Consider the following 22,332-nt stretch of genomic DNA (forward strand, 5'->3'; position numbering starts at 1 on the left):
ATGAGTCCGCTACAATTGCCGGATTTAGGTTGAATGCCGGCATGATTACCACTCAGCGTTTGGCTGCCGCAGCGGTGGGCAAAGTATTGGCCGGCGCGAGCCTGACAGAGGTATTGCAGGGAGTCTGGCGTGCCCACCTCGATCTTTCCGGTCAACAACGCGGCGCAATTCAGGATTTAAGCTATGGTGTGCTGCGTTTCTACGGCCAGCTCGACAGCGTGCTTGGCTTATTGCTGAACAAGCCATTGTGGAACCAGGATATACGTCATTTATTATTGGTCGGCCTGTATCAGCTGGCATATAGCAAAGCCTCCGCGCATGCGATCGTGGATCACGCCGTATCCGCTACTCATGTTGTAAGCGGCAATAAAGGTGCGCAAGGACTGGTCAATGCGGTATTGCGCAACTTCGTACGACAACGCGCAAGTCTTCTCGAACGGGCGGCTGAAAGTGAGGTGGGACGGTATTCTCATTCACAGTGGTGGATAGACAAACTCCACGCGCACTATCCGCAAAACTATCAGGCAATATTGGAGGCCGGTAATCGGCGCCCACCCATGACGCTGAGGGTCAACCGGCGCAAAATCAGCGTGGCGGAATACGAGAAACTTCTCAATCAAGCCGGCATGGATGCGCGACAATTATGGAATGGCGCGCTTGAGTTGGTGCAACCGGTCGCAGTTGATAGGCTGCCGGGATTTGCGCAAGGACTGGTCTCGGTCCAAGATGCCGGCGCCCAACTCGCCGCGCCATTGCTGGACGCACACAACGGCATGCGTGTTTTGGATGCTTGTGCCGCGCCCGGGGGCAAAAGCGCGCATTTGCTGGAATTGGCGAAAGTGGAATTAACCGCATTAGACAATGACAGCGTGCGAGTCGCTCGCATAGCAGAAAATCTATCTCGCCTGGAATTAGACATCCACCGCATCATTCGCGGGGACGCCGCGCACCCGGCGGAATGGTGGGATGGCAAGCCATTCGATCGCATTCTGGCCGATGTACCTTGCTCCGCCTCGGGCGTGGTGTGCCGCCACCCGGATATCAAATGGCTAAGGCGTGAAAGTGATCTCTCCCGGTTTGGCCAGAAGCAGGGCGAAATCCTGGATGCCTTGTGGCAGATCCTGATCAGAGATGGTAAATTGCTCTATGCCACCTGTTCGATATTTGCCGAAGAAAACAAGCTGCAGGTGGAGAAGTTTCTGCACCATCATTCAGATGCCCGTCTGTTGCCTCTGTCCCAGGTTGAAACAATCGATGGGCAACTGTTGCCGAATTCTCATCATGACGGTTTCTTTTATGCCTTGCTGCACAAAGTCTGATTCCTTCGCGCGCTTGTTGCAGGGAGCAGCGGCAATACTGCTGAGCCTGGTGTTGCCGCTGAGCACTGGTGCTCATGCGGAAGGCATACAGATAAAATCCATCGTGATAGACGCGGCAGACGAAGGTTATCAGTTTGACGCTGATTTCGAGATCGCGCTTAACCCCAAGCTGGAACGCGCACTTGAGAAAGGCATTGTGCTTTACTTCGTCACCGAACTCAATCTGATGAATTTCCGATGGTACTGGCTGGATGAAAGAGTTGCACAGAGCAGGGTACGTGAGGGCTTGAGCTATTACGCGCTGACCCGTCAGTACCGTCTGAGTCGCGGAACATTGTCACAGAATTTCAACACCCTTAAGGAAGCGTTACAAGCGCTAAGTCGCGTGCGCGATCGTCCCCTTATCGCAAGCTCCGAGCTAAAGCCGGATATGGAATATACAGTGGAATTGCGGATGCGACTTGATATATCGGCATTACCTAAGCCTTTCCAAGTGGAAACACTTGGCTCCAGGGAGTGGGATTTCAGCACCGGCACCCTACGGTGGAGCACAAGGTTACCATTACCCAAGTTCCAAGATGGTACTCGGCCGTGAAATATGTCATCATCATCGGAGTGAGCCTCGGTGCCGTCATGTTATTTCTGCTCGCCACCGCGGGGGCCGACACAGGACTCTTTGAGCGAAAGTATAGACTTCTGATCCGGATCAACGTCGGCTTCGTGCTGTTTCTCATGGCAGTGGTGGGATATTTGCTATGGAGACTCAAACACAGGCTCAAGGCTGGCGTCTTCGGTTCCAGGCTGGCGCTGCGCCTGTTGCTGATCTTTTCCCTGATGGCGATCCTGCCGGGTGCGCTGGTATATGGCGTCTCGGTGCAGTTTCTCGGGAAAAGCATCGAATCCTGGTTCGATGTCAAGGTGGATCGGGCGCTCGAAGGGGGATTGAATCTGGGGCGCACCATCCTTGACAATCTACTGGTGGAACTACGCAATAAAGCTAAAGCCGCCGCACTTACGCTGTCCGAAGAATCTGCCTCACCGCTCCCGGCGCTGGATCAATTGCTGAATCAATCGCAGATACAGGAAGCCGCATTGTTTGATCAGAACGGCGAAATAATCGTATTTGCCGGCTTACATGACAAAGGGTTATTCCCGGAAACATTGAGTACGGCAGTAATGCGGCAGGTAAGAACAGAAAATGTCTACAGCACGGTTGAATCGATTCCTGATAAAGGCTTGTATTTGAGAGTAGTGATGCCTATCCATGGAACCGGCACGCAAGGAGATGCATGGGTATTGCAATTATTGCAACCGGTACCGAAACAGCTAACCGAAGATGCGGAAATAGTGCAGGCGGCATATCGCGATTATCAGGAATTGTTGCTCTCGCGCGAAGGCCTGAAGGGGCTGTATGGGGTGACGCTCACACTCGCGCTCCTGCTTTCGCTTTTTTCCGCACTAGCAGCGGCGTTCCTCATCAGTGAGCGGTTGAGCGCGCCGCTGGGCATGCTGGCCGAAGGTACCCGGGCTGTGGCGCAAGGCGATTTCAGCAGACGTCATCCAGTTCAAAGCCGGGATGAACTGGGCGTGTTGACTGAATCATTCAACCTCATGACCCAGCAACTGGAGGAAGCTCGCGTGACCGCTGAACGCAATCAGCAGGAAGTGGAAAGCGCCCGGGCTTATCTGGAAAATATATTGGCCAACCTCTCATCGGGCGTTTTGGTATTCGACGAAAACTTGCGCATGCGTACTGCCAATCTTAGCGCGGAGCAAATTCTGAAGGTTCCGCTGATGAGTCTTCAGGGATTAACCATTGAAGAATGTGCGGCGCGCGAACCTCAACTTAACTCTTTCAAGGCAGAAATTCTTGAAGGATTTCATTCAGGGAAAAGAGGCGAATGGCAGTGTCAGGTAGAGCGCCTAAGGGACCGTGCCAGCCAGGTATTGCTGCTTCGCGGGACACGCCTGCCGGACGTATCAGGCGGCGGAGGTGTGGTGGTATTTGATGACATTACCAGTTTATTGCAGGCTCAGCGTACCGCCGCGTGGGGCGAGGTGGCGCGGCGCCTGGCCCACGAGATCAAGAATCCGCTCACACCGATACAGCTGTCCGCAGAACGTATGCAGCACAAGCTCGCGGAGAAATTAGGTACGCAGGATGCACATATTTTGCAGCGCTCCACCGAAACTATCGTCAATCAGGTCGAGGCGCTTAAGAAGATGGTCAATGAATTCAGCGAATATGCGCGGGCGCCTGAACTGGAATTCCATGAACTGGATTTCAACGGTCTGGTGCGGGAAGTGCTCGCATTGTATGAGGCTGCAAGCATAGCGGCGCCTGGAAATCCGCAACCGCACATTTATTTGACTCTGGCGTCAGATCTGCCGGCCGTAAGGGGTGATTCCGCACGGTTACGCCAGGTTATTCACAATCTCCTGCAAAATGCTCAAGATACACTGATAGGTGTCCCCGAACCCGCAATCACGGTGCGAACCGAAATTGCACCCGGTGGAGTACAGTTTAGCGTAAGTGATAACGGTGCGGGATTCCCGGAACAAGTCAGGGCTCGCGTATTCGAGCCGTACGTGACCACCAAATCCAGGGGCACGGGACTCGGACTACCCATTGTAAAAAAAATAGTCGAAGAACACAGCGGAACGATCCAAATAGAGAATATCCAGCCTCACGGCGCGCGAGTTTCAATTACCCTTCCGGTTAGGCAAGGGAACAATTGATTGCTCGTTTCTTCAGCCGGAGGCTATGATTTATAAATATTTTTTATCCAACTTAATCTTCATATTTTTGATGAATTCGCTACCAGGCGGATCGCACTCAATCCAACTAAGGATTTTAGATTGAATTATGAGCAACAATACAATACTTGTCGTTGATGACGAAATCGGTATACGTGAGTTATTGTCCGAAATCTTGCGGGATGAAGGCTATCAAGTAGCCCTTGCAGAAAATGCGGGACAAGCACGCAACTGGCGCAAGCAAACGCGGCCCGATCTGGTACTGCTGGATATCTGGATGCCGGATACCGACGGCATCACGTTGCTGAAGGAATGGGCAAGTGGCGGATTGCTCACCATGCCGGTGGTAATGATGTCAGGACATGGCACCATAGACACGGCGGTAGAGGCAACCCGGATGGGGGCATCCGGTTATTTGGAGAAACCGGTGCCGCTGCAAAAGCTATTGAGCACGGTAGGGCGCGCGCTGCGTGGCGGACAAGGCAACCTTCCCACGATACTTCCGCTTGCTACCCTGGGCAGGGGGCCATTGATCGCCGACCTGAAGAAAAGGCTGGAACAGGTAGCCAACCTTAGAACGCCGCTATTGCTCACCGGCGAACCAGGAACCGGTGCGGATTTGTGCGCACGATTTCTACATCGCCCAAACACCCCCTGGGTGGAGCCGGATACCCTCACGGCGCTTGCGAACGCCCCATTTGATCTGCTTGAACGCGCAAAAGGCGGTTTGTTGTTTCTCAAGGAGATTGGAGATCTCAACAGATTGGCACAAAAAGGTCTGCTGCTGCTGCTGGGCAAACTGGAAAAGTACAGCGTGCGGTTAGTGTGCGCCACATCGATGCCGTTGGCGGGGTTAACTGCGCAGGGCGCCTATGACCAGAAATTATATGAAATTTTGAGTGGCCTTTGCATCAACGTTCCCGCACTGAGAGAACATCGGGAAGACATTCCCGAACTGGCCAACCAGATTCTCTCGCGCTGTATTGAATCAGGCGAAGTACCCCTGCGGCAATTTAGTACCGCCGCACTCAACGGCCTGCGAAATTACGACTGGCCCGGCAATCTTGCGCAGCTCACCGGCGCGGTGCACTCTCTGGCCCTCACATGCGCTGACGACGAAATATCGGCGGATGATGTAAAACAGATACTGATTTCTTCATCTCCCGCCCAAGCGGTAGCGGGTGTTCCGCTTAATATTCCATTACGCGAGGCACGCGATATGTTTGAGAAAATTTATTTTGAACAGCTCATTGATCAGGAAAGCGGCAATATGACTCGGGTGGCGGAGAGAGCGGGGCTGGAACGCACTCATCTTTACCGCAAGCTCAAACTCCTGGGGATCAAGCTGCGCAATCACTGAAAAATTATTCTGTTTACCCCCCTCATTTACCGGAATCATCCAGATTAACGGATATGCGGTCAGAGCAATAGCGCGTAGCAGCCACTCACCCCTAGCGCTTTTAGGTTTACTGCCCACCCATTTGGAATCCGGCATTAGCGTCAACGGTTGTCTGACATCGTATCTTAAGCGATAATAACGGTTTTGCCGACCTACGCCGCTGCCCGGGTTAGGGGGTAGTTTTTTATTGCCATATATCTATTGAACGAGGGAGTTTGTGTCCATGGGAACATTTAGAGATTTTGATGCGCCGGTGTTCAAGAATCTTACCAGCGCTATCCGCGCGCTGGCTATGGACGCTGTGCAAAAAGCCAATTCAGGCCACCCCGGCATGCCCATGGGTATGGCGGAGATAGCCGAGGTATTATGGATTCATCATTTGCGCCACAACCCCGCCAATCCCAAATGGGTGGACCGCGACCGGTTTGTGCTGTCCAATGGGCATGGTTCGATGCTGATTTATGCTTTGCTGCATCTTACCGGCTATGATTTGCCGATGGAGGAAATCAAACGCTTCCGTCAGCTTCATTCCAAGACGCCTGGCCATCCCGAATACGGCTATACGCCCGGCGTGGAAACCACCACCGGCCCCTTGGGACAAGGGCTCGCCAACGCGGTAGGCATGGCACTTGCCGAGAAAATACTTGCCGCGGATTTCAACCGGCCCGGCTTTGATATCGTCAATCATTACACGTATGTATTTCTTGGCGATGGTTGCCTTATGGAAGGAATTTCTCATGAGGCCTGTTCGTTGGCAGGCACGCTGGGACTCGGCAAACTGATCTGTTTTTATGACGACAATGGCATTTCCATCGACGGTCATGTGGAAGGATGGTTCACCGATGACACGCCCAAGCGTTTCGAAGCTTACGGCTGGCATGTCGTTCCCAATGTGAACGGCCATGATCCCGTAGCCATCGAGGCGGCGATCGAGGCGGCCAAGCGGGCCAGCGGCAAACCCTCGATGATCTGCTGCAAAACCGTCATCGGCATGGGTTCTCCCAACAAGGCCGATACTCACGAAGTGCATGGCGCCGCGCTGGGCGACGTAGAGATAGCCGCCACCCGGCCACATATCGGCTGGCATCATCTGCCATTCGAAATCCCCAACGATGTCTACGCAATGTGGGATGGCCGCGCAAAAGGTGAAAAGCTGGAGAGCGAGTGGAACCGCAAGTTCGCCGAGTATAGCGAGAAATATCCCGCGGAGGCCGCCGAGTTCACGCGGCGCATGTCGGGAGAATTGCCGGAGGCCTGGCGCGAGCATGTGGATGGCCTGATCGGCCGTGTCGATGCCAAGCAGGAAACGATCGCCACCCGCAAGGCTTCGCAAAACGCCATTGAAGGCTTGGCGTCGGCGTTGCCGGAACTGGTCGGTGGTTCGGCGGATCTGGCCGGGTCCAATCTTACCCTCTGGTCAGGCTCCAAGGATTGCAACCAGGAGAACGGGGGCAACTACGTTTATTACGGTGTGCGCGAATTCGGCATGAGCGCAATGATGAACGGACTGTCCCTGCACGGCGGCATCATCCCGTATGGCGCAACCTTCCTGATGTTTTCGGAATATGCCCGCAATGCCTTGCGCATGGCGGCACTAATGAAAATTCGCACGTTGTTTGTGTTTACCCATGACTCGATAGGCCTGGGCGAAGATGGCCCGACACACCAGCCGGTGGAGCAGACTGCGACGTTACGTTATATCCCCAACATGGACGTATGGCGACCTTGTGATACGGTTGAATCCACTGTCGCCTGGGCACGCGCAATTGAACGCAAGGATGGTCCCTCAATACTGATCTTCAGCCGCCAGAATCTGCCTTTTCAGAAGCGCGATGCCACCACTCTCAAGCTGATCGACAAGGGGGGTTATGTCCTTTCCGAGGCCGCAGGCGACAAGCCACAGGCAGTCATTATCGCCACCGGTTCCGAAGTGGGACTGGCAATAATGGCGCAAAAGGCACTTGCTGAAACAGGTGTCCACGTGCGTGTGGTTTCAATGCCTTGCACAAACCTGTTTGATCGCCAGGACCCGGCTTATAAAGATAGCGTGTTGCCAAAGGGCATAGGCCGCGTGGCGGTGGAGGCAGGTGTCACCGATTACTGGCGCAAATATGTTGGACTTGAAGGCGCGGTGGTCGGCATGGATACATTTGGCGAGTCAGCGCCAGCCGGCGATCTATTCAAGCATTTCGGCTTCACCGTCGAGAACGTGATAAAAGCGGTGAATAGCGTTATTTAATTCCCGGCGGAAACTCGCGGCATGGAGATTCTTTGCGCTACGGTTCGATTTTTTTATCCAAGGAGTTGAAAATATGACAATTAAAGTCGGTATCAATGGGTTTGGCCGTATTGGACGCATGGTATTTCGTGCGGCGATACAAAATTTCAAAGACATCGAAGTCGTCGCGATTAACGATCTGCTTGAACCAGACTACCTGGCCTATATGCTGCAACACGATTCCGTGCATGGCCGCTTCAAGGGCGATGTCTCTATCGAAGGTGACACTCTGGTCGTCAACGGTCAGAAGATCCGCCTGACCGCCATCAAGGATCCGGCTGAACTGAAGTGGAACGAGGTAGGTGCCGATATTGTCATTGAGTCTACCGGGCTTTTTCTCACCAAGGAAACTTGCCAGAAACACATTGCGGCCGGTGCCAAGAAGGTCATCATGTCAGCGCCGTCCAAGGATGACACACCCATGTTTGTTTATGGCGTGAATGATAAAACATATACTGGACAACCCATCATTTCCAATGCTTCATGTACCACCAACTGTCTTGCCCCTGTCGCCAAGGTATTGAACGACACCTTCGGTATCAAGCGCGGCTTGATGACTACCGTACATGCCGCCACCGCCACGCAGAAGACTGTCGATGGACCTTCCAACAAGGATTGGCGCGGAGGACGCGGTATACTCGAAAACATCATCCCGTCCTCGACCGGCGCGGCCAAAGCGGTGGGCGCGGTTATTCCCGAACTGAACAAGAAACTTACCGGCATGGCCTTTCGCGTACCGACTTCCGACGTATCGGTGGTCGACCTTACGGTCGAATTGAACAAGGATGCCACCTACGAGGAAATCTGTGCCGCCATGAAGAAAGCATCGGAGGGATCCATGAAGGGTGTACTGGGTTATACCGATGAGAAAGTGGTTTCCACCGATTTTCGGGGTGAAAGCTGTACCTCCATCTTTGACGCGGAGGCCGGCATGTCTTTGGATGGCAGTTTCGTAAAGGTTGTTTCCTGGTACGACAACGAATGGGGTTACTCCAGCAAGATTCTGGAAATGGTCCGTGTTGCCGCTGCCAAATAGTTATTGTGACGTGTCTGGAATCGGCGGAATATAAAAAATTCGCCCGATCCTCTTTCCATCTTCCACTTTCATTTCGACCAGGCATAAGGAATTGCGCGCAAGCCGTCCTTATGCCGCACAAATTTGGAGCTTCCCGTGTCTGTCATCAAAGTCATCGACCTCGATCTTAAAGGCAAGCGTGTATTCATTCGCGCCGATCTGAATGTACCTGTTAAAGACGGCAAGGTTACATCCGATGCGCGTATTACCGCTTCCATGGCCACCATCAATCACTGTCTGAAACAAGGGGCCAGGGTCATGGTGACTTCGCATCTGGGCCGCCCCGAAGAAGGCGTGTGGTCCGAGGAGAATTCACTCAAGCCGGTTGCCGATAATATCGCGGTCCGTCTGGGAAAACCCATACGCCTGATCAAGGATTGGGTAGATAGCGGATTTGAGGTCGCAGAAGGGGAGTTGGTCGTTCTGGAAAACTGCCGTATCAACAAAGGCGAAAAGAAGAATGTTGATGAAACCGCGCAAAAATATGCCAGGTTGTGCGATGTATTTGTGATGGATGCCTTCGGCACAGCGCATCGCGCTGAGGCCTCGACCCATGGTATTGCCAAGTATGCCCCGGTTGCTTGCGCCGGTATTTTGCTGACGGAAGAACTGGAGGCACTGACCAAAGCGCTACTGAATCCGGCGCGTCCCATGGTCGCCATCGTTGGAGGCTCGAAAGTTTCGACCAAGCTTACCGTGCTTGAGTCTCTCTCTGAGAAAGTGGATCAGATGGTGGTTGGCGGCGGCATCGCCAATACCTTCCTCAAAGCTGCCGGCAAGAATACCGGAAAATCCTTGTGCGAAGACGACCTGGTTCCAACCGCGAAGACGTTGATGGATAAGATGGCGAAACGCCAGGCGTCCATTCCTATCGCGGTGGATGTCGTGGTGGGAAAAAAATTCGATGCCAACGAACCCGCAATATTGAAAGACGCCGATTCGGTCGCCGATGATGAGATGATCTTCGATATTGGTCCAAAGAGCGCCCAAGAATTGGCGGATATCATCATGAAAGCCGGCACCGTGGTATGGAATGGCCCTGTTGGCGTATTCGAATTTGATCAGTTCGGCTCCGGTACCAGAACCATCGCCATGGCAATTGCCGATACCAAGGCATTCACCCTGGCGGGTGGGGGCGATACCATCGCCGCGATCCAAAAATACGGTATCTATGACAAGATATCGTACATTTCCACCGCGGGCGGCGCCTTCCTGGAATTTCTGGAAGGCAAGAAACTGCCTGCCGTGGAAATACTCGAGCAGCGTGCACGCTGATTTTGTCCGGGTAAAACCGATGCGCAGCACCTATCCGGAAATGCTCCTGGAGCAGGTAGGCGGCACTTGTTCTTGATTCATTTTTAAGCTCGGCGCCATGGTCGACAAAGATTTTTTATATTGTGTAGCCTTTACTCTTGAGTCAGTTTGCTACAACTACCGGATTTAGGATGATTCGAAGAACAAAAATTGTTGCTACGCTTGGCCCTGCATCCCGGGATCCCAAGGTTCTGGAACGCATGATAAATGCCGGTGTGGATGTAGTACGTATCAACTTCTCTCATGGCACCCGAGAGGAGCACATCGAATGTGCCGAACTGACGCGTTCGCTGGCACGCGCTGCAGGCCATGCCGTGGGGGTATTGGCGGATTTGCAGGGACCAAAAATCCGGATTGGCAAATTTGAGAAAGGAAAAATCGCGCTCAAGACCGGCGACAAATTCATACTCGACGCCGAATGTACGCTTGGCGATCAGGAACGGGTGGGGCTGGATTACAAAGAGCTTCCCAATGACGTCGAAACGGGTGCGACACTCATCCTGGATGATGGCCGTATCGTGCTCGGCGTCTCCGATGTCAAGGGACCCCGGGTGTATTGCGTGGTTGAACAGGGCGGCGTGCTGTCCAACAACAAGGGTATCAACCGCAAAGGCGGCGGACTCAGCGCCCCCGCGTTGACCAGCAAGGACGTGGAAGATATCAGGACGGCTGCGGCGCTCAAGGCGGACTACCTCGCGGTATCCTTCCCGCGTTCGGGAGAGGATATGCGTTGGGCACGCGAAGTGATGCAGGAAGCGGGTGGCAAAAGTTTACTGATGGCAAAAATTGAGCGATCCGAGGCCATTCTGGCGCTGGATGATATCTTGCAGGCATCCGATGCCATTATGGTAGCACGTGGTGATCTTGCGGTGGAAGTCGGCGACGCGGTGGTACCGGCGCTGCAGAAACGCATGATCCGCACGGCACGCGCCAACAATAAACTGGTGGTCACCGCTACGCAGATGATGGAATCAATGGTCACCAGTCCGGTACCTACCCGTGCCGAAGTATCCGATGTCGCGAATGCGGTGCTGGACGGCACCGACGCGGTAATGCTGTCCGCGGAGTCCGCTGCCGGACAGTACCCGGTCGAATCCGTTGCGGCCATGGCCAGGGTTTGTCTTGAAGCGGAAAAGGAATATCTGGCGAGCAGCGAACTTCGCCGGCTTCAGGGCGGGCTTCCGGACACCATTGAGGAAGCGATCGCTCGCGCCACCATGTTCACTGCCGGTGGTCTGAAACTCCGCGCCATTGCCGCGCTTACACAGAGCGGCAGAACAGTATTGCTGATGTCACGTAGAAGCTCTAATGTACCTATATTTGCTTTAAGCCCGCAAGAGGATACTCGCCGTAAGATGACCTTGTTTCGCGGTGTTTATCCGATAAAATTCGGCGGGGGTTCGAATGATCCCGAGATCATCCTGAATCATGCGGAAAACGAACTGCTCAAGCGGGGCGTGGTACGCAATGGCGATCTGATCATCATGACCATCGGCGAACCGGTGGGCAAGGCGGGCGGCACCAATACCATGAAGATCGTCAAGGTGGGAGAATACAGAAAGGCGTCGGTGAAGCATGAAATCTGAGTAACGTGTCAGAACTATGGTTACATGATATTCACCCTATACAGATTCTAACTTAGAGGAGGCTCAAATGGCACTCGTATCATTGCGTCAACTTTTGGATCATGCGGCGGAAAATGGCTATGGTCTGCCCGCTTTCAATGTAAATAATCTGGAGCAGATTCAGGCCATCATGCAGGCGGCCGATGAATGCAACAGCCCAGTAATCATGCAGGGTTCCGCCGGTGCCCGTAAATATGCCGGTGAAGCTTTTCTGCGCCACCTGATTGCAGCGGCGGTGGAGTCTTACCCGCATATTCCCGTCGTTATGCATCAGGATCACGGTGCTTCTCCGGCGGTATGCATTAACGCCATCCGTAGCGGTTTTTCCAGCGTGATGATGGACGGTTCGCTGGAGTCGGACGCGAAGACGCCATCATCCTATGAATACAACGTTGAGGTCACCGCCAAGGTGGTCGAGATGGCCCACTCCGTGGGTGTTTCCGTCGAAGGCGAACTGGGTTGTCTGGGCTCGCTCGAGTCCGGCATGGGTGAAGCGGAAGACGGCCATGGGGCCGAAGGAAAGCTATCGCACGATCAGCTGCTGACCGACCCGGAGCAGGCGGCGGACTTCGTCAAACAAACGGGCGTGGATGCGCTGGCCATTGCCATCGGGACTTCTCATGGCGCATACAAATTCACGCGCAAGCCAACTGGAGACATTCTCGCTATCGAACGCGTCAAGGAAATCCATCAGCGTATTCCCAATACTCATCTGGTCATGCACGGTTCCAGTTCTGTTCCGCAGGAGTGGCTCGATATCATCCGCGAATATGGTGGAGAAATGAAGGAAACTTATGGCGTCCCGGTGGAGGAAATCCAGGAAGGCATCAAGCATGGTGTGCGCAAGATCAATATCGATACCGACATCCGCCTCGCCATGACAGGTGCGATCCGCCGCCATCTTGCCAAAAACAAGAGCGAGTTCGATCCGCGCAAATTTCTCAAGGATGCAACCGCTGCGGCGAAGGATATTTGCAAGGCACGCTTCGAAGCATTTGGTTGCGCCGGCCAGGCCGACAAGATCAAACCTGTCCTGCTGGACAATATGGCAAACAAATACGCCAAGGGTGAGTTGAAGGCCGTTATCAAATAAGTAGGGAAAACTGATCCAGGCGATACTTCCCTTTCGGCCCATGAAGGGTGACGGAAGTCCGGATATACAAAAAGGCGGTCAACATCGACCGCCTTTTTTTGTCCGAAATAAGACCTGCCGGTGGATGGACAACGCATGCCTCCCATTGACGGCTGCATGGCACAAGCACCATTTACCAGAATGGGTCATTTTTATGGAAATGTTTCCAGGCGGCGTTCAGTTCCTGCTTCTTTATCAGTGCCAGGCTCGCACTCCAGCCCCGTATGATGCCGGCTGCTTCATGCTCCCCACTTTCATCTCTGGTAATAGATACTTCGCTCAGCAAGCGCTCGACAACGGCAGTATCGTTCATTGCGCCCAAAATATCTTGAAGCGTGGATAAAGACTGAATGTAACGTTTGGTGGATTCCTTATGCGGAAAGAATCCGGCAAAAAACTCGGCGGCGTAACGTTGTTTCTTGGCGACGATGCGCAACGCGTGTAATTCCGGTACACTGAGACTCTCCAGTTTCTTACCGTATTTCTTCAGTTGACGATGGCGATGCGCCAATAGCGTTCCAGCGAATTCTCTCACTGGTACATCAGATCTGCCAGCCGGATTGTCGGATGCCGCCAGATCCGGCTGGGCGAGCCAGGATTCCGTGCATAACCACGCACCCAGCTTCAACATCAATTCCGTATAATGCCTGGATTCTATGGCCTTACGCGCAGTATCGTTGTGATGGCGGCGCAGTCGCTCACACTTTCCGCGCAGCGCCACCATGCCCTGATGATTGGGAAAGGCGGGGTAAACCGCAGCGAATGTTTCCTTGACGAATACATCCCAATCCCGCGCCGGGCCAAACTGCCCGGCCAGCCACTTCAATTCCTGCGCGATGGGTAAAAATGCTGTCTTGGAAAATACCCTGGAAAAAATACTCAAGGCCGAACGTTGTCTGCGCAAAGCAACACGCATTTGATGCAGGTATTCGATATCGCTTCCATCCAGCATACCGGCTTCGTTGCTGTGCAAATGACCGAGGCAATTCCATGTGATCGCTTTGAACGCTTCACTGACGCTCATTTCGGCCGCAAGTTGGACTGGCTGGGCCTTAAGCGGCGGAGAACCGGAGCCGGAAGCCAGTACATAGCCACGCTCTGCTTTACTGACATTTTCCAGCCTGAGGGGAATGTCGTGCAGCAGATCCTGCGCAAGCTGGAATAATGGCAACGGACTCCCCGATTCCAGCTCCAGTTCAATTTCACAAATTGGCGTGCTGATATCACCGGCGACAATCGTTCCCCGATCGAGACAGAACTCCGCTTCGCCGCCGTCAGGCAGGCGCAGTATGCGCGTATGGCGGTTGAACACCGTCGTAAACACCGGATGCAGTTGCTCACGCAAACTGGCGGTACTAATCAGTTTAATAAGCTGTGGATCGGAGATTTTGGTGAAATCGGGTCGCGCCTTCAGCACAGGCGCTTCCGACTCGTCGCGCTGATGCAATCCCGCTGCGGCGCTGCCTCCACCCTTGATAGTCTGCACCCACTGCTTGCCTTCACGGCGCAACCGCAGTGCGATTCCATTGCGCCTGAGAGCAAAATCAGGCGTGTCATAGTAGATGCTGTAAAGTTTCCGCGTGACGGAATTTGAAATACTTAAGGATTTCAGCAGTGGGTTGCGCTGCAACCTGGCGGTAGCGGCCGGCGGCAAACGCAATTTGAGTTCGATTTCGGTAGGCATGAGCCCCGCGCTCTACACCTCGGTCTGCTGCGCTGCCACCAGTTCCGTCAGCAGAACTTCTTGGGCGCAGAATTTTTTGCTTGCACGGGCCAGCCTGAGACGATAATTACCGTCGCTGTCCATTTCCCATGCTTGTGTGTTGTCCTTGAGGTATATATTCAAACCTTCGACGAGCACACGCTTTTTCAGCTTGGGCTCCAGGACAGGAAAGCATATTTCAATGCGGCGAAAAAAGTTCCGATCCATCCAGTCGGCGCTGGAAAGATACATAGCATGGGCGCCGCCACTTCGGAAATAGAAAATTCGGGTGTGCTCAAGGAAGCGTCCAATTATCGAACGCACGCGGATGTTTTCCGATAATCCCGCAATGCCGGGGCGCAAGGCGCACACACCGCGAACGATGAGATCGATCTTTACCCCCGCGCCTGAAGCGGCATAAAGCGCTTTAATAATTTCCGGCTCAAGTAACGCATTCATTTTAGCGATGATACGCGAGGGTTTTCCCGCTTTGGCGTTCTGCGCCTCTTTATCGATAGCGACCAGCATCTGGCTGTGAAAACTGAAGGGAGACTGCCATAAATGCTTTAATTTTCCCGCCTTGCCGAGACCGGTCAATTGCATGAAGACTTCATTCACATCGGCGCAGACTTCCTCATTGCAGGTAAACAAACCGAAATCGGTGTAAAGCCGGGCAGTGCTGGGATGATAATTACCGGTACTCACGTGCACATAACGCCGGAGTTTGCCCTCTTCGCGCCGTACTACCATTGCCATCTTGGCGTGGGTTTTGTGAGCCACCACGCCATACACCACATGTGCGCCGACTTCCTCCAGACGGCTGGCCCAGTTTATGTTGGCCTCTTCATCGAAGCGCGCCAGCAATTCCACCACGACCGTGACTTCCTTACCGCTACTTGCCGCGGCGATAAGCGCCATCATGACCAATGAATCCGTTCCCGTGCGGTATACCGTCTGTTTGATTGCCACGACGTCGGGATCCGTCGAGGCCTGTTGAATGAAGTGAATCACTGGCTGGAACGATTGATACGGGTGATGCAGGAGAACATCGTTTTTACGAATTATCTGAAAAATGTCGGCGGCCTTTTTCTTTTGCAGCGTGAGCGGCAGACCGGGAATAAAGGGGGAGTATTTCAGATTGGGACGCGCAATGCGGTCAGGCACCTGCATCAGCCGTACAAGATTCACCGGTCCTTCCACTTGATAGAAGTCATCGCGCGAAAGGCCGAGCTGCTCTAGCAAAAAATCCGCCATGTGTTGCGGGCAGTTATCTGCCACTTCCAGCCGTACCGCGTTGCCGAAATGGCGCTGAGGCAATTCTCCCTGCAGCGCGATGCGCAGATTTTTAACCTCCTCCTCATCCACGAACAAGTCGCTATTCCGGGTGGCACGAAATTGGTAGCAGCCCAGCACGCTCATGCCGGAGAACAATTCACCCACATGGGCATGCAGAATGGATGACAGAAATACGAAGTTATATTCGCAGGTACTGATCTCGCTCGGCAGAAGAATTACGCGCGGCAATACCCGGGGGGCTTGCACGATAGCTGTTCCGGAACTGCGCCCGAAAGCATCCTTGCCTTCCAGCTCGACTGCAAAATTCAAACTTTTGTTGAGTACTCGCGGAAAAGGGTGCGAGATGTCAAGGCCTATGGGAGTGAGCACAGGCATCAGTTCGCGAAAGAAAAAAGCCTTGATCCATTCGCACTGGGCATCATTCCAGGCAGCGCGGCGCAGGAAGCGGATACCTTCGTTTGCAAGTCCGGGCAGGACCTCCTGATTCAATAACTGGTATTGGCGCGCCACCAGCGAATGAGCGTGCTCGGCGACCTGCTTGAATACCTGCTGCGGCAACATGCCATCGGGTCCGAAACCGTGCGTATCCAGAGTGATCTGCTCCTTTAACCCGGCGACGCGAACCTCGAAAAACTCATCGAGATTACTGCTGACGATGCAAAGAAATTTCAGCCGCTCCAGAAGAGGATTGTCTTTATTATCGGCCTGAGCTAGAACCCGCCGGTTAAACTCGATCTGGCCGAGTTCGCGGTTGAGAAACTGGCTGCCGGTTGGGAGATTTGGCATAAAAAAAGTTGTTCTACGCGGATTCAGTTAGAAATAGGCGGAATGGCGGGCTTGCCGTCCATGCAAAGGACGCGGCCATTCTTCCCTGCCCTTTGTCATTTCGTGGGAGGCACATAGCCCGCAGGCTGTTCCGCCCCGGTTCCAAAAAAATAGGCTTCCATCTGTTCGGCCAGATATTTACGGGCCTTGATTTCTGCAAGATTCAGGCGGTTTTCATTGACCAGCATGGTCTGGTGTTTGATCCACCCTGCCCACGCCTCTTTTGATACGTTATCGGCAATACGCTTTCCCAACTCACCCGGATAAGGCGGAAAATCCAGCCCTTCTGCTTCTCGCCCGAGTTTGATGCATTTAACGACTCTTGCCATTGATGGTCTCCAGATAAGAAATTGTGAGCTCATTATGGCTACTTCGTGCTATCGCGTAAACCACGCACGGCAGCATACCATCAATGAACGCGACCAGTGGATGCCGAAATAGTGACTTGCCGCAGAAAACAATCGGCGTAATTATATTTCTTTGACGAATACCTTGGAACGGCGCTGATAATTGTAGAGTCCCTGTTTGGCTTTTGGTAATTCCGCTACACCGGTTTCGATAAAACCCCGCTCGACAAACCAGTGAGCGGTCCGAGTGGTGAGGACAAATAATTTTTTACCGCCTTGCAACCGGAGCTTCGTCTCAATGTTCTTGAGCAACGCATCGCCGCATCCGGTACTTCGATAATCGGAGTGGACGGTGAGGCATGCAAGCTCACCTGCCTTGTCGTCGGGAAAAGGGTAGAGTGCGGCGCAGCCTACGATCATGCCGTCATGCTCTACCACGACAAAGCGATCGATTTCCATTTCCAGCAGTTCGCGGTTCCGCCGCACCAGCGTACCATCGATTTCGAGCGGTTCAATCAATTGCAGGATACCGCCCACATCTTCAATTCCTGCTTCCCGCAGGTTCTGCAACGGCCCTTTCGATATCATGCTGCCGATACCGCTATGAGTGAATAATTCCTGCAACATGGCACCATCCACATGACGGCTGATGAGGTGGACACGCGATACGCCACCTTCGCAGGCGCTTACGGCGAAAGGCAGGTACAGCTGGGCGTCATCGGAAAGTTGGGTGTTCTTGTTTGCAAGGTTCGTGAGCAACGCCTTGCTCTCGGCGACGGTCAGTTCGCGTAGCAGTGGTGGCTCTGCGCCACTACCATATTCCTTCTCTACGCCTGCGGTGTCCATCAAAAAAATAAGCTTCTCAGCTTTGAGCGCAATTGCCGCTTCAGCCGCAACGTTTTCGAGGGTCAAATTAAAAATCTCACCAGTGGGTGAATATCCCAGTGGCGAAAGCAGCGCCACCTCACCCTGTTCCAGCCGCGAGCGGATAGCCGCAATATCCACCTTGCGCACCTCGCCGGTATGCATCAGGTCAATACCTTCGATCACGCCCACCGGGCGGGCCGTGACGAAATTTCCGCTGGCGACGCGAATATCGGCATTGGCCATGGGTGAGTTTGGCAATCCCATCGACAACAGAGCCTCAATTTCGACGCGGACGCGCCCTATCGATTCTTTCACGCATTGCAGCGTGGCGGCATCGGTGACGCGCATTCCTCTAACATATGCCGTCTGAAGCTGGCGTTCATTCAATCGCGCTTCGATCTGCGGACGCGCGCCATGCACCAGCACCAGCCGCACACCGAGGCTCGCCAGCAAGTTGAGATCATGAACCAGCTCGACAAACTTTCCATCAGCCACCACTTCGCCACCGAAAGCAACGACGAAGGTCTTGCCGCGAAACGCGTTGATATAAGGTGCCACTGAACGGAACCAGCTTACAAAGTCGGCGTCAGGTTTCATGCTTGCACTTTATATATCGGTAAATCCCGGGTCTTGATAGGCGCATACCTCAAGCTGTGTGCGATCCAGGTGCGGCGGAATCAATAGTCACCCCATAGTGCCTGTATCGCCGCAACTGCTGCCAATGCGGCGCTCTCTGTACGGAGGATGCGCCGACCCAGGCGTATCGGAATAAAACCGGTCGTCAGAGCGGCCGCCTCTTCCTCAGGCGTGAAACCGCCTTCCGGCCCCACTACTATAGTTAAAGCAGTAATAGCGGCGGGTTCGCGAAAATCATGCAATCCCTTCCGGGCAGTGGGCAAGAGCATAAAACATGGATTGGGCGGAGCTCCATTACTTAAATTTCTCCGCTCATCCATCTGCGAACCGAGCCAGCCGGATAATGATAGCAACGGCAACACTTGCGGCACGCGATTTCTCCCGCACTGCTCGCAAGCTGAAACCACTATTTTTTGCCAATGCTTTATGCGTCTTTCCGCTCGCTCGCCCGAAAGTTTTACTGTGCTCAGCTTTGTGACGAGAGGCTGAACACGTGAAACGCCCAGTTCCACGGCCTTCTGCACAATCCAATCCATTTTTTCATTCGCACATATAGCCTGTGCAAGCGTGATGGCAAGTGGCGACTCACGTTCAATTTCCAGGTATTCTTCAACCGCCGCTGTCGCACCGCCTTTGCCAATACGCGCCATAGTCGCCTGGAATTCGCCCCCGCTACCATCAAATAAAATCAATTTATCGCCTTGTTCCAGTCTCAATACGCCTAAGGCATGGTGTGCGACGCCAGCGGGTAACTTGATGATCTGCCCCGCGATAATCGGTTCAGGACAGTAAAAACGGGGAAGTGCCATCGTTTCCAGAGCACGGCAATCAATAATCAGTCCCCCATGATAATATAACAGCACTCCGAGGAATGTGAATATTGTCCGGACGCGCTATTCAAGAATATCTCAGTGTTTGGCTTTCAATTATATACGGTAAGTTAAGATCTTATCCGTGCTGATTCCACTTGGCATTTTTCGCCCGGCATGGATGTATCGAAAGCATTTTTTGTCATTTATATGGGAGGAGAGACATGGCTAGCCTGGAAACGCCTGTTTGTGATTTCGGCTGGAAGGCGCCAGATTTTAATTTACCAGGTGTAGATGGGAAACGCTACACGCTGGCCTCGGTAGAGGGTGACAGGGGGTTGCTTGTGATGTTTATCTGCAACCACTGTCCCTATGTAAAGGCGATCCGGGATCGTATTGTCCGCGACGTAAGAGAATTGAGGACGCATGGTATAGGTGCCATCGCCATCATGTCGAACGATCCTGCCGACTATCCCGAGGACTCATTCGATAACATGGTACGGATAGCAAGGGAACACGATTTTCCTTTCCCCTACGTGTGGGATGAAACCCAGCAGGTAGCGAAAGCATATGGCGCGGTGTGCACACCGGATTTCTTTGGGTTTAACAACAAACTTGAACTACAGTACCGCGGTCGGCTGGATGCCTCCCGCAAGGAGGCCGCGCCGGTTAACGCCCGCCGCGACCTGTTCGAAGGCATGCTTCAGGTCGTGAAAACCGGGCGCGGGCCTGATGATCAGATCCCCAGCATCGGTTGTTCGATCAAATGGCGGACGGAATAACAGGTGCTGGATGCGGTCATTAGTGCTATTAGGGCGGTTGCACAACAGGAGATTGTGCCGCGGTACCTAAGAGTTGCGCGCCAGCGAAAGGCTGATGGCAGCCTGATTACCGAAGCTGATCTTGCCACGCAGGAAGCGCTGTCGTGCGAGTTGCGAAAAATTTGCCCCGGTGCCGTGGTGGGAGAAGAGATGACGGAACAGGAGCAAATCGACCAGTGGCTTGCAGGGGATGCCGGACTGTGGTGCATGGATCCGATAGATGGTACCTCTAATTTTGTCAATGGCCTACCCTATTTTGCCGTTTCGGTGGCACTGATGCGGCAGGGAAGAAGCATTCTTGGTGTGGTCTATAACCCGGTCGCGGACGAAATGTTCTACGCGGAGCAAGGCGGCGGGGCCTATCTCAACGGCGAAAAGCTGCCGATCAAAGAACATGTCCCGCTACTCAGAAGCGCGATGGCGAACGTGGATTTGAAGCGGCTTAGCGCCAAACTTGCGGAGGGAGTCTGCACCAAGCGGCCGTTCTCTTCCCAACGCAACTTCGGCTCCTGTGCACTGGAATGGTGCTACACCGCCGCCGGAAGATTTGATCTTTCTCTGCATGGGGGACAAAAACTGTGGGATTACGCCGCAGGCAGTCTCATTCTGCAAGAGGCGGGTGGGCACATGTGCGGGTTCGATCAGGACGATTTCTGGGCGGAGCCGCTCTGGCAACGCTCGGCCATCGCTGCACTCGATCCAGGGCTGTTTATCCAATGGCGCGACTGGGTGCGGGCGCATCGATAAATCGCGCTTTTTTATCGCCTTCCAATTCTCCCTTCCTGAATATCCGTTTCATCGGGTAGTTGTCAATAAACCCGACCAAAATTGTCTCCTTTTGACGACAAAAAATTTAGTTCATAAACATATAGTTATTTTTAAAGCGACAATAAACAGTCGAATTTGGAGACAAAATCTATCTGGCATAACTAATAACTTTATGATTATTAATGGATGAATGTTGTGGCATGGATTGTGCTTAATGGTAGGGCAACGAATTCGGTTAGCTCAAGCAAGAACACTTCACGACGTGGCAACCAAGCAAGTGTCCTCCCATGGTGAGTGCAGCCCGGTCAGTTCTCATACATTCATCTATCGGGGAAACGGTGGCCATACTGAAATTGCGTGCATACCCCATACACCTCAGGTATTGCATCCCGGAAGAGACCTATGTCTACTAAATCTCTGGACCCTCTGACATGCAACTAAATACTAAAGAATATCTGCACCCCAATATCCGCTCTCACTTCCCGGCGGGAATCAGCGAGAACTACGCTATACCACACTCTTCGTCGATTGAGCGCCACTTCGACAAAACCCCCGATGAAGAATTTGTTCTGAAGCGCAGTGGTTACCATATTCGCTTGGTGGATACACCCAGACAACGCGCCAGAGCCGGCATGCTTATTGAGCGCATGTACTCGTGGCGCGGTTACCATACGGACACCGCCGCAGCGGCGATGCTGAATAACATCAACCAATTGACGCTCGAGGCATCCAGCGAGCATCAAATTTTCGGGACGTTAACGCTGGGCATGGACTCCGAAAGGGGTCTGCTCGCGGACGAGCTTTACGAGCAGGAAATCAATAGCTTTCGTGGAGGGGGTAGAAAAGTCTGCGAACTCTCAAAACTCGCTATAGATTCCGAGTACAGCTCAAAAGAAATGCTGGCTTCACTTTTTCACCTTGCTTACATTTTTGGGCGCAATATTCATAAAGCGACAGACTTGTTTATCGAGGTCAACCCGCGTCATGCAGGGTTCTACAAACGTATGCTCGGACTTCGCCAGATCGGAGAGGAACGAACCTGCCGGCGTGTCCAGGCGCCGGCGGTATTGATGCACCTTGAGCTGGATTATGTGGACGCCCAGATTGCTTCCTTGGCTGGCTCGTGCAAATCTGGCGAAAAGTCTCTCTATCCCTATTTCTTTTCGCGGCATGAGGAAATAGGATTAGCGCGGAAACTCCAATGGTACAACAACTGAGCCGCAGTGCCACGGGCTTGTTTTATGGCCGGAAATCTAAATTCGCCCGCTTGTAGCTTGGGAAAATAGTTTTGATTGCTCTCTACATTCCACGTCTCTACAATAAGATCCTGGAGATACCCCGAAGCAAAAAATCATAGGTGGA

At 53.3% G+C, this 22,332-nt stretch carries 17 protein-coding genes; 12 read left to right on the top strand and 5 right to left on the bottom strand.

Annotation, left to right across the window (positions count from 1 at the left end; translation table 11 throughout):
• Positions 1-41 precede the first annotated feature (41 nt).
• The 9 genes from rsmB (at position 42) to fba (ending at position 12,860) form a co-directional block, all read left to right on the top strand.
• Positions 42-1,319 carry a 16S rRNA (cytosine(967)-C(5))-methyltransferase RsmB gene (rsmB, locus tag SQ11_RS02020; RefSeq protein WP_041512522.1) on the top strand — a complete coding sequence of 426 codons (1,278 nt, stop codon included), beginning with the start codon at positions 42-44 and terminating at the stop codon, positions 1,317-1,319.
• Positions 1,282-1,914 (top strand): DUF4390 domain-containing protein, encoded by a 633-nt coding sequence (locus SQ11_RS02025; RefSeq protein WP_232297859.1) that lies wholly within the window; start codon positions 1,282-1,284, stop codon positions 1,912-1,914. Before rsmB ends, SQ11_RS02025 begins: the two co-directional genes overlap by 38 nt.
• Positions 1,911-4,058 (top strand): ATP-binding protein, encoded by a 2,148-nt coding sequence (locus tag SQ11_RS02030; RefSeq protein WP_041512406.1) that lies wholly within the window; start codon positions 1,911-1,913, stop codon positions 4,056-4,058. Before SQ11_RS02025 ends, SQ11_RS02030 begins: the two co-directional genes overlap by 4 nt.
• 127 nt (positions 4,059-4,185) lie before the next feature.
• Positions 4,186-5,436, top strand: a complete 1,251-nt coding sequence (locus SQ11_RS02035; RefSeq protein WP_041512407.1) for a sigma-54 dependent transcriptional regulator — start codon at positions 4,186-4,188, stop codon at positions 5,434-5,436.
• Between the two features lie 262 nt (positions 5,437-5,698).
• The gene (tkt, locus tag SQ11_RS02040) at positions 5,699-7,714 is read left to right on the top strand and encodes a transketolase (RefSeq protein ID WP_041512408.1); all 2,016 of its coding nucleotides are present in this window, start codon (positions 5,699-5,701) and stop codon (positions 7,712-7,714) included.
• A gap of 73 nt (positions 7,715-7,787) precedes the next feature.
• On the top strand, positions 7,788-8,789 hold the full coding sequence (gene gap, locus SQ11_RS02045; RefSeq protein ID WP_041512409.1) for a type I glyceraldehyde-3-phosphate dehydrogenase: 1,002 nt from the start codon (positions 7,788-7,790) through the stop codon (positions 8,787-8,789).
• Positions 8,790-8,924: 135 nt separating this feature from the next.
• Complete coding sequence (locus tag SQ11_RS02050) at positions 8,925-10,103, top strand: phosphoglycerate kinase (protein WP_041512410.1); 1,179 nt, start codon at positions 8,925-8,927, stop codon at positions 10,101-10,103.
• 170 nt (positions 10,104-10,273) lie between these two features.
• The gene (gene pyk / locus SQ11_RS02055; RefSeq protein WP_041512411.1) at positions 10,274-11,728 is read left to right on the top strand and encodes a pyruvate kinase; all 1,455 of its coding nucleotides are present in this window, start codon (positions 10,274-10,276) and stop codon (positions 11,726-11,728) included.
• A 67-nt stretch (positions 11,729-11,795) separates the two neighbouring features.
• Positions 11,796-12,860: a class II fructose-bisphosphate aldolase gene (gene fba / locus SQ11_RS02060; RefSeq protein ID WP_041512412.1), complete on the top strand. Its 1,065-nt coding sequence runs from the start codon at positions 11,796-11,798 to the stop codon at positions 12,858-12,860.
• Between the two features lie 172 nt (positions 12,861-13,032).
• Here the strand turns inward: fba and SQ11_RS02065 are convergent, their stop codons facing one another.
• The 5 genes from SQ11_RS02065 to SQ11_RS02085 all read right to left on the bottom strand — a co-directional run bounded on the left by SQ11_RS02065 (position 13,033) and on the right by SQ11_RS02085 (position 19,381).
• The gene (locus SQ11_RS02065; protein ID WP_052493929.1) at positions 13,033-14,583 is read right to left on the bottom strand and encodes a CYTH and CHAD domain-containing protein; all 1,551 of its coding nucleotides are present in this window, start codon (positions 14,581-14,583) and stop codon (positions 13,033-13,035) included.
• A gap of 12 nt (positions 14,584-14,595) precedes the next feature.
• On the bottom strand, positions 14,596-16,683 hold the full coding sequence (gene ppk1, locus SQ11_RS02070) for a polyphosphate kinase 1 (protein WP_041512413.1): 2,088 nt from the start codon (positions 16,681-16,683) through the stop codon (positions 14,596-14,598).
• Positions 16,684-16,778: 95 nt separating this feature from the next.
• Positions 16,779-17,051, bottom strand: coding sequence for an oxidative damage protection protein (locus SQ11_RS02075; RefSeq protein WP_041512414.1), 273 nt, complete (start codon positions 17,049-17,051; stop codon positions 16,779-16,781).
• Between the two features lie 141 nt (positions 17,052-17,192).
• Positions 17,193-18,533 carry an amino-acid N-acetyltransferase gene (gene argA, locus SQ11_RS02080; protein ID WP_041512415.1) on the bottom strand — a complete coding sequence of 447 codons (1,341 nt, stop codon included), beginning with the start codon at positions 18,531-18,533 and terminating at the stop codon, positions 17,193-17,195.
• An 80-nt stretch (positions 18,534-18,613) separates the two neighbouring features.
• Complete coding sequence (locus SQ11_RS02085) at positions 18,614-19,381, bottom strand: 16S rRNA (uracil(1498)-N(3))-methyltransferase (RefSeq protein WP_041512416.1); 768 nt, start codon at positions 19,379-19,381, stop codon at positions 18,614-18,616.
• Positions 19,382-19,605: 224 nt separating this feature from the next.
• Here SQ11_RS02085 and SQ11_RS02090 point away from each other — a divergent pair, with 224 nt between their 5' ends.
• The 3 genes from SQ11_RS02090 (at position 19,606) to SQ11_RS02100 (ending at position 22,187) form a co-directional block, all read left to right on the top strand.
• The gene (locus tag SQ11_RS02090) at positions 19,606-20,163 is read left to right on the top strand and encodes a thioredoxin family protein (RefSeq protein ID WP_041512417.1); all 558 of its coding nucleotides are present in this window, start codon (positions 19,606-19,608) and stop codon (positions 20,161-20,163) included.
• 3 nt (positions 20,164-20,166) lie between these two features.
• Entirely contained in the window at positions 20,167-20,949 is a 783-nt protein-coding gene (locus SQ11_RS02095; RefSeq protein ID WP_041512418.1) for an inositol monophosphatase, read from the top strand.
• Positions 20,950-21,401: 452 nt separating this feature from the next.
• A complete protein-coding gene (locus SQ11_RS02100) occupies positions 21,402-22,187 on the top strand; it encodes a long-chain N-acyl amino acid synthase (RefSeq protein WP_198140774.1) in 786 nt (261 codons plus the stop codon).
• Positions 22,188-22,332: the final 145 nt, after the last annotated feature.

It is taken from the genome of Nitrosospira sp. NpAV (genome assembly GCF_000832065.1).
Lineage (GTDB): Bacteria > Pseudomonadota > Gammaproteobacteria > Burkholderiales > Nitrosomonadaceae > Nitrosospira.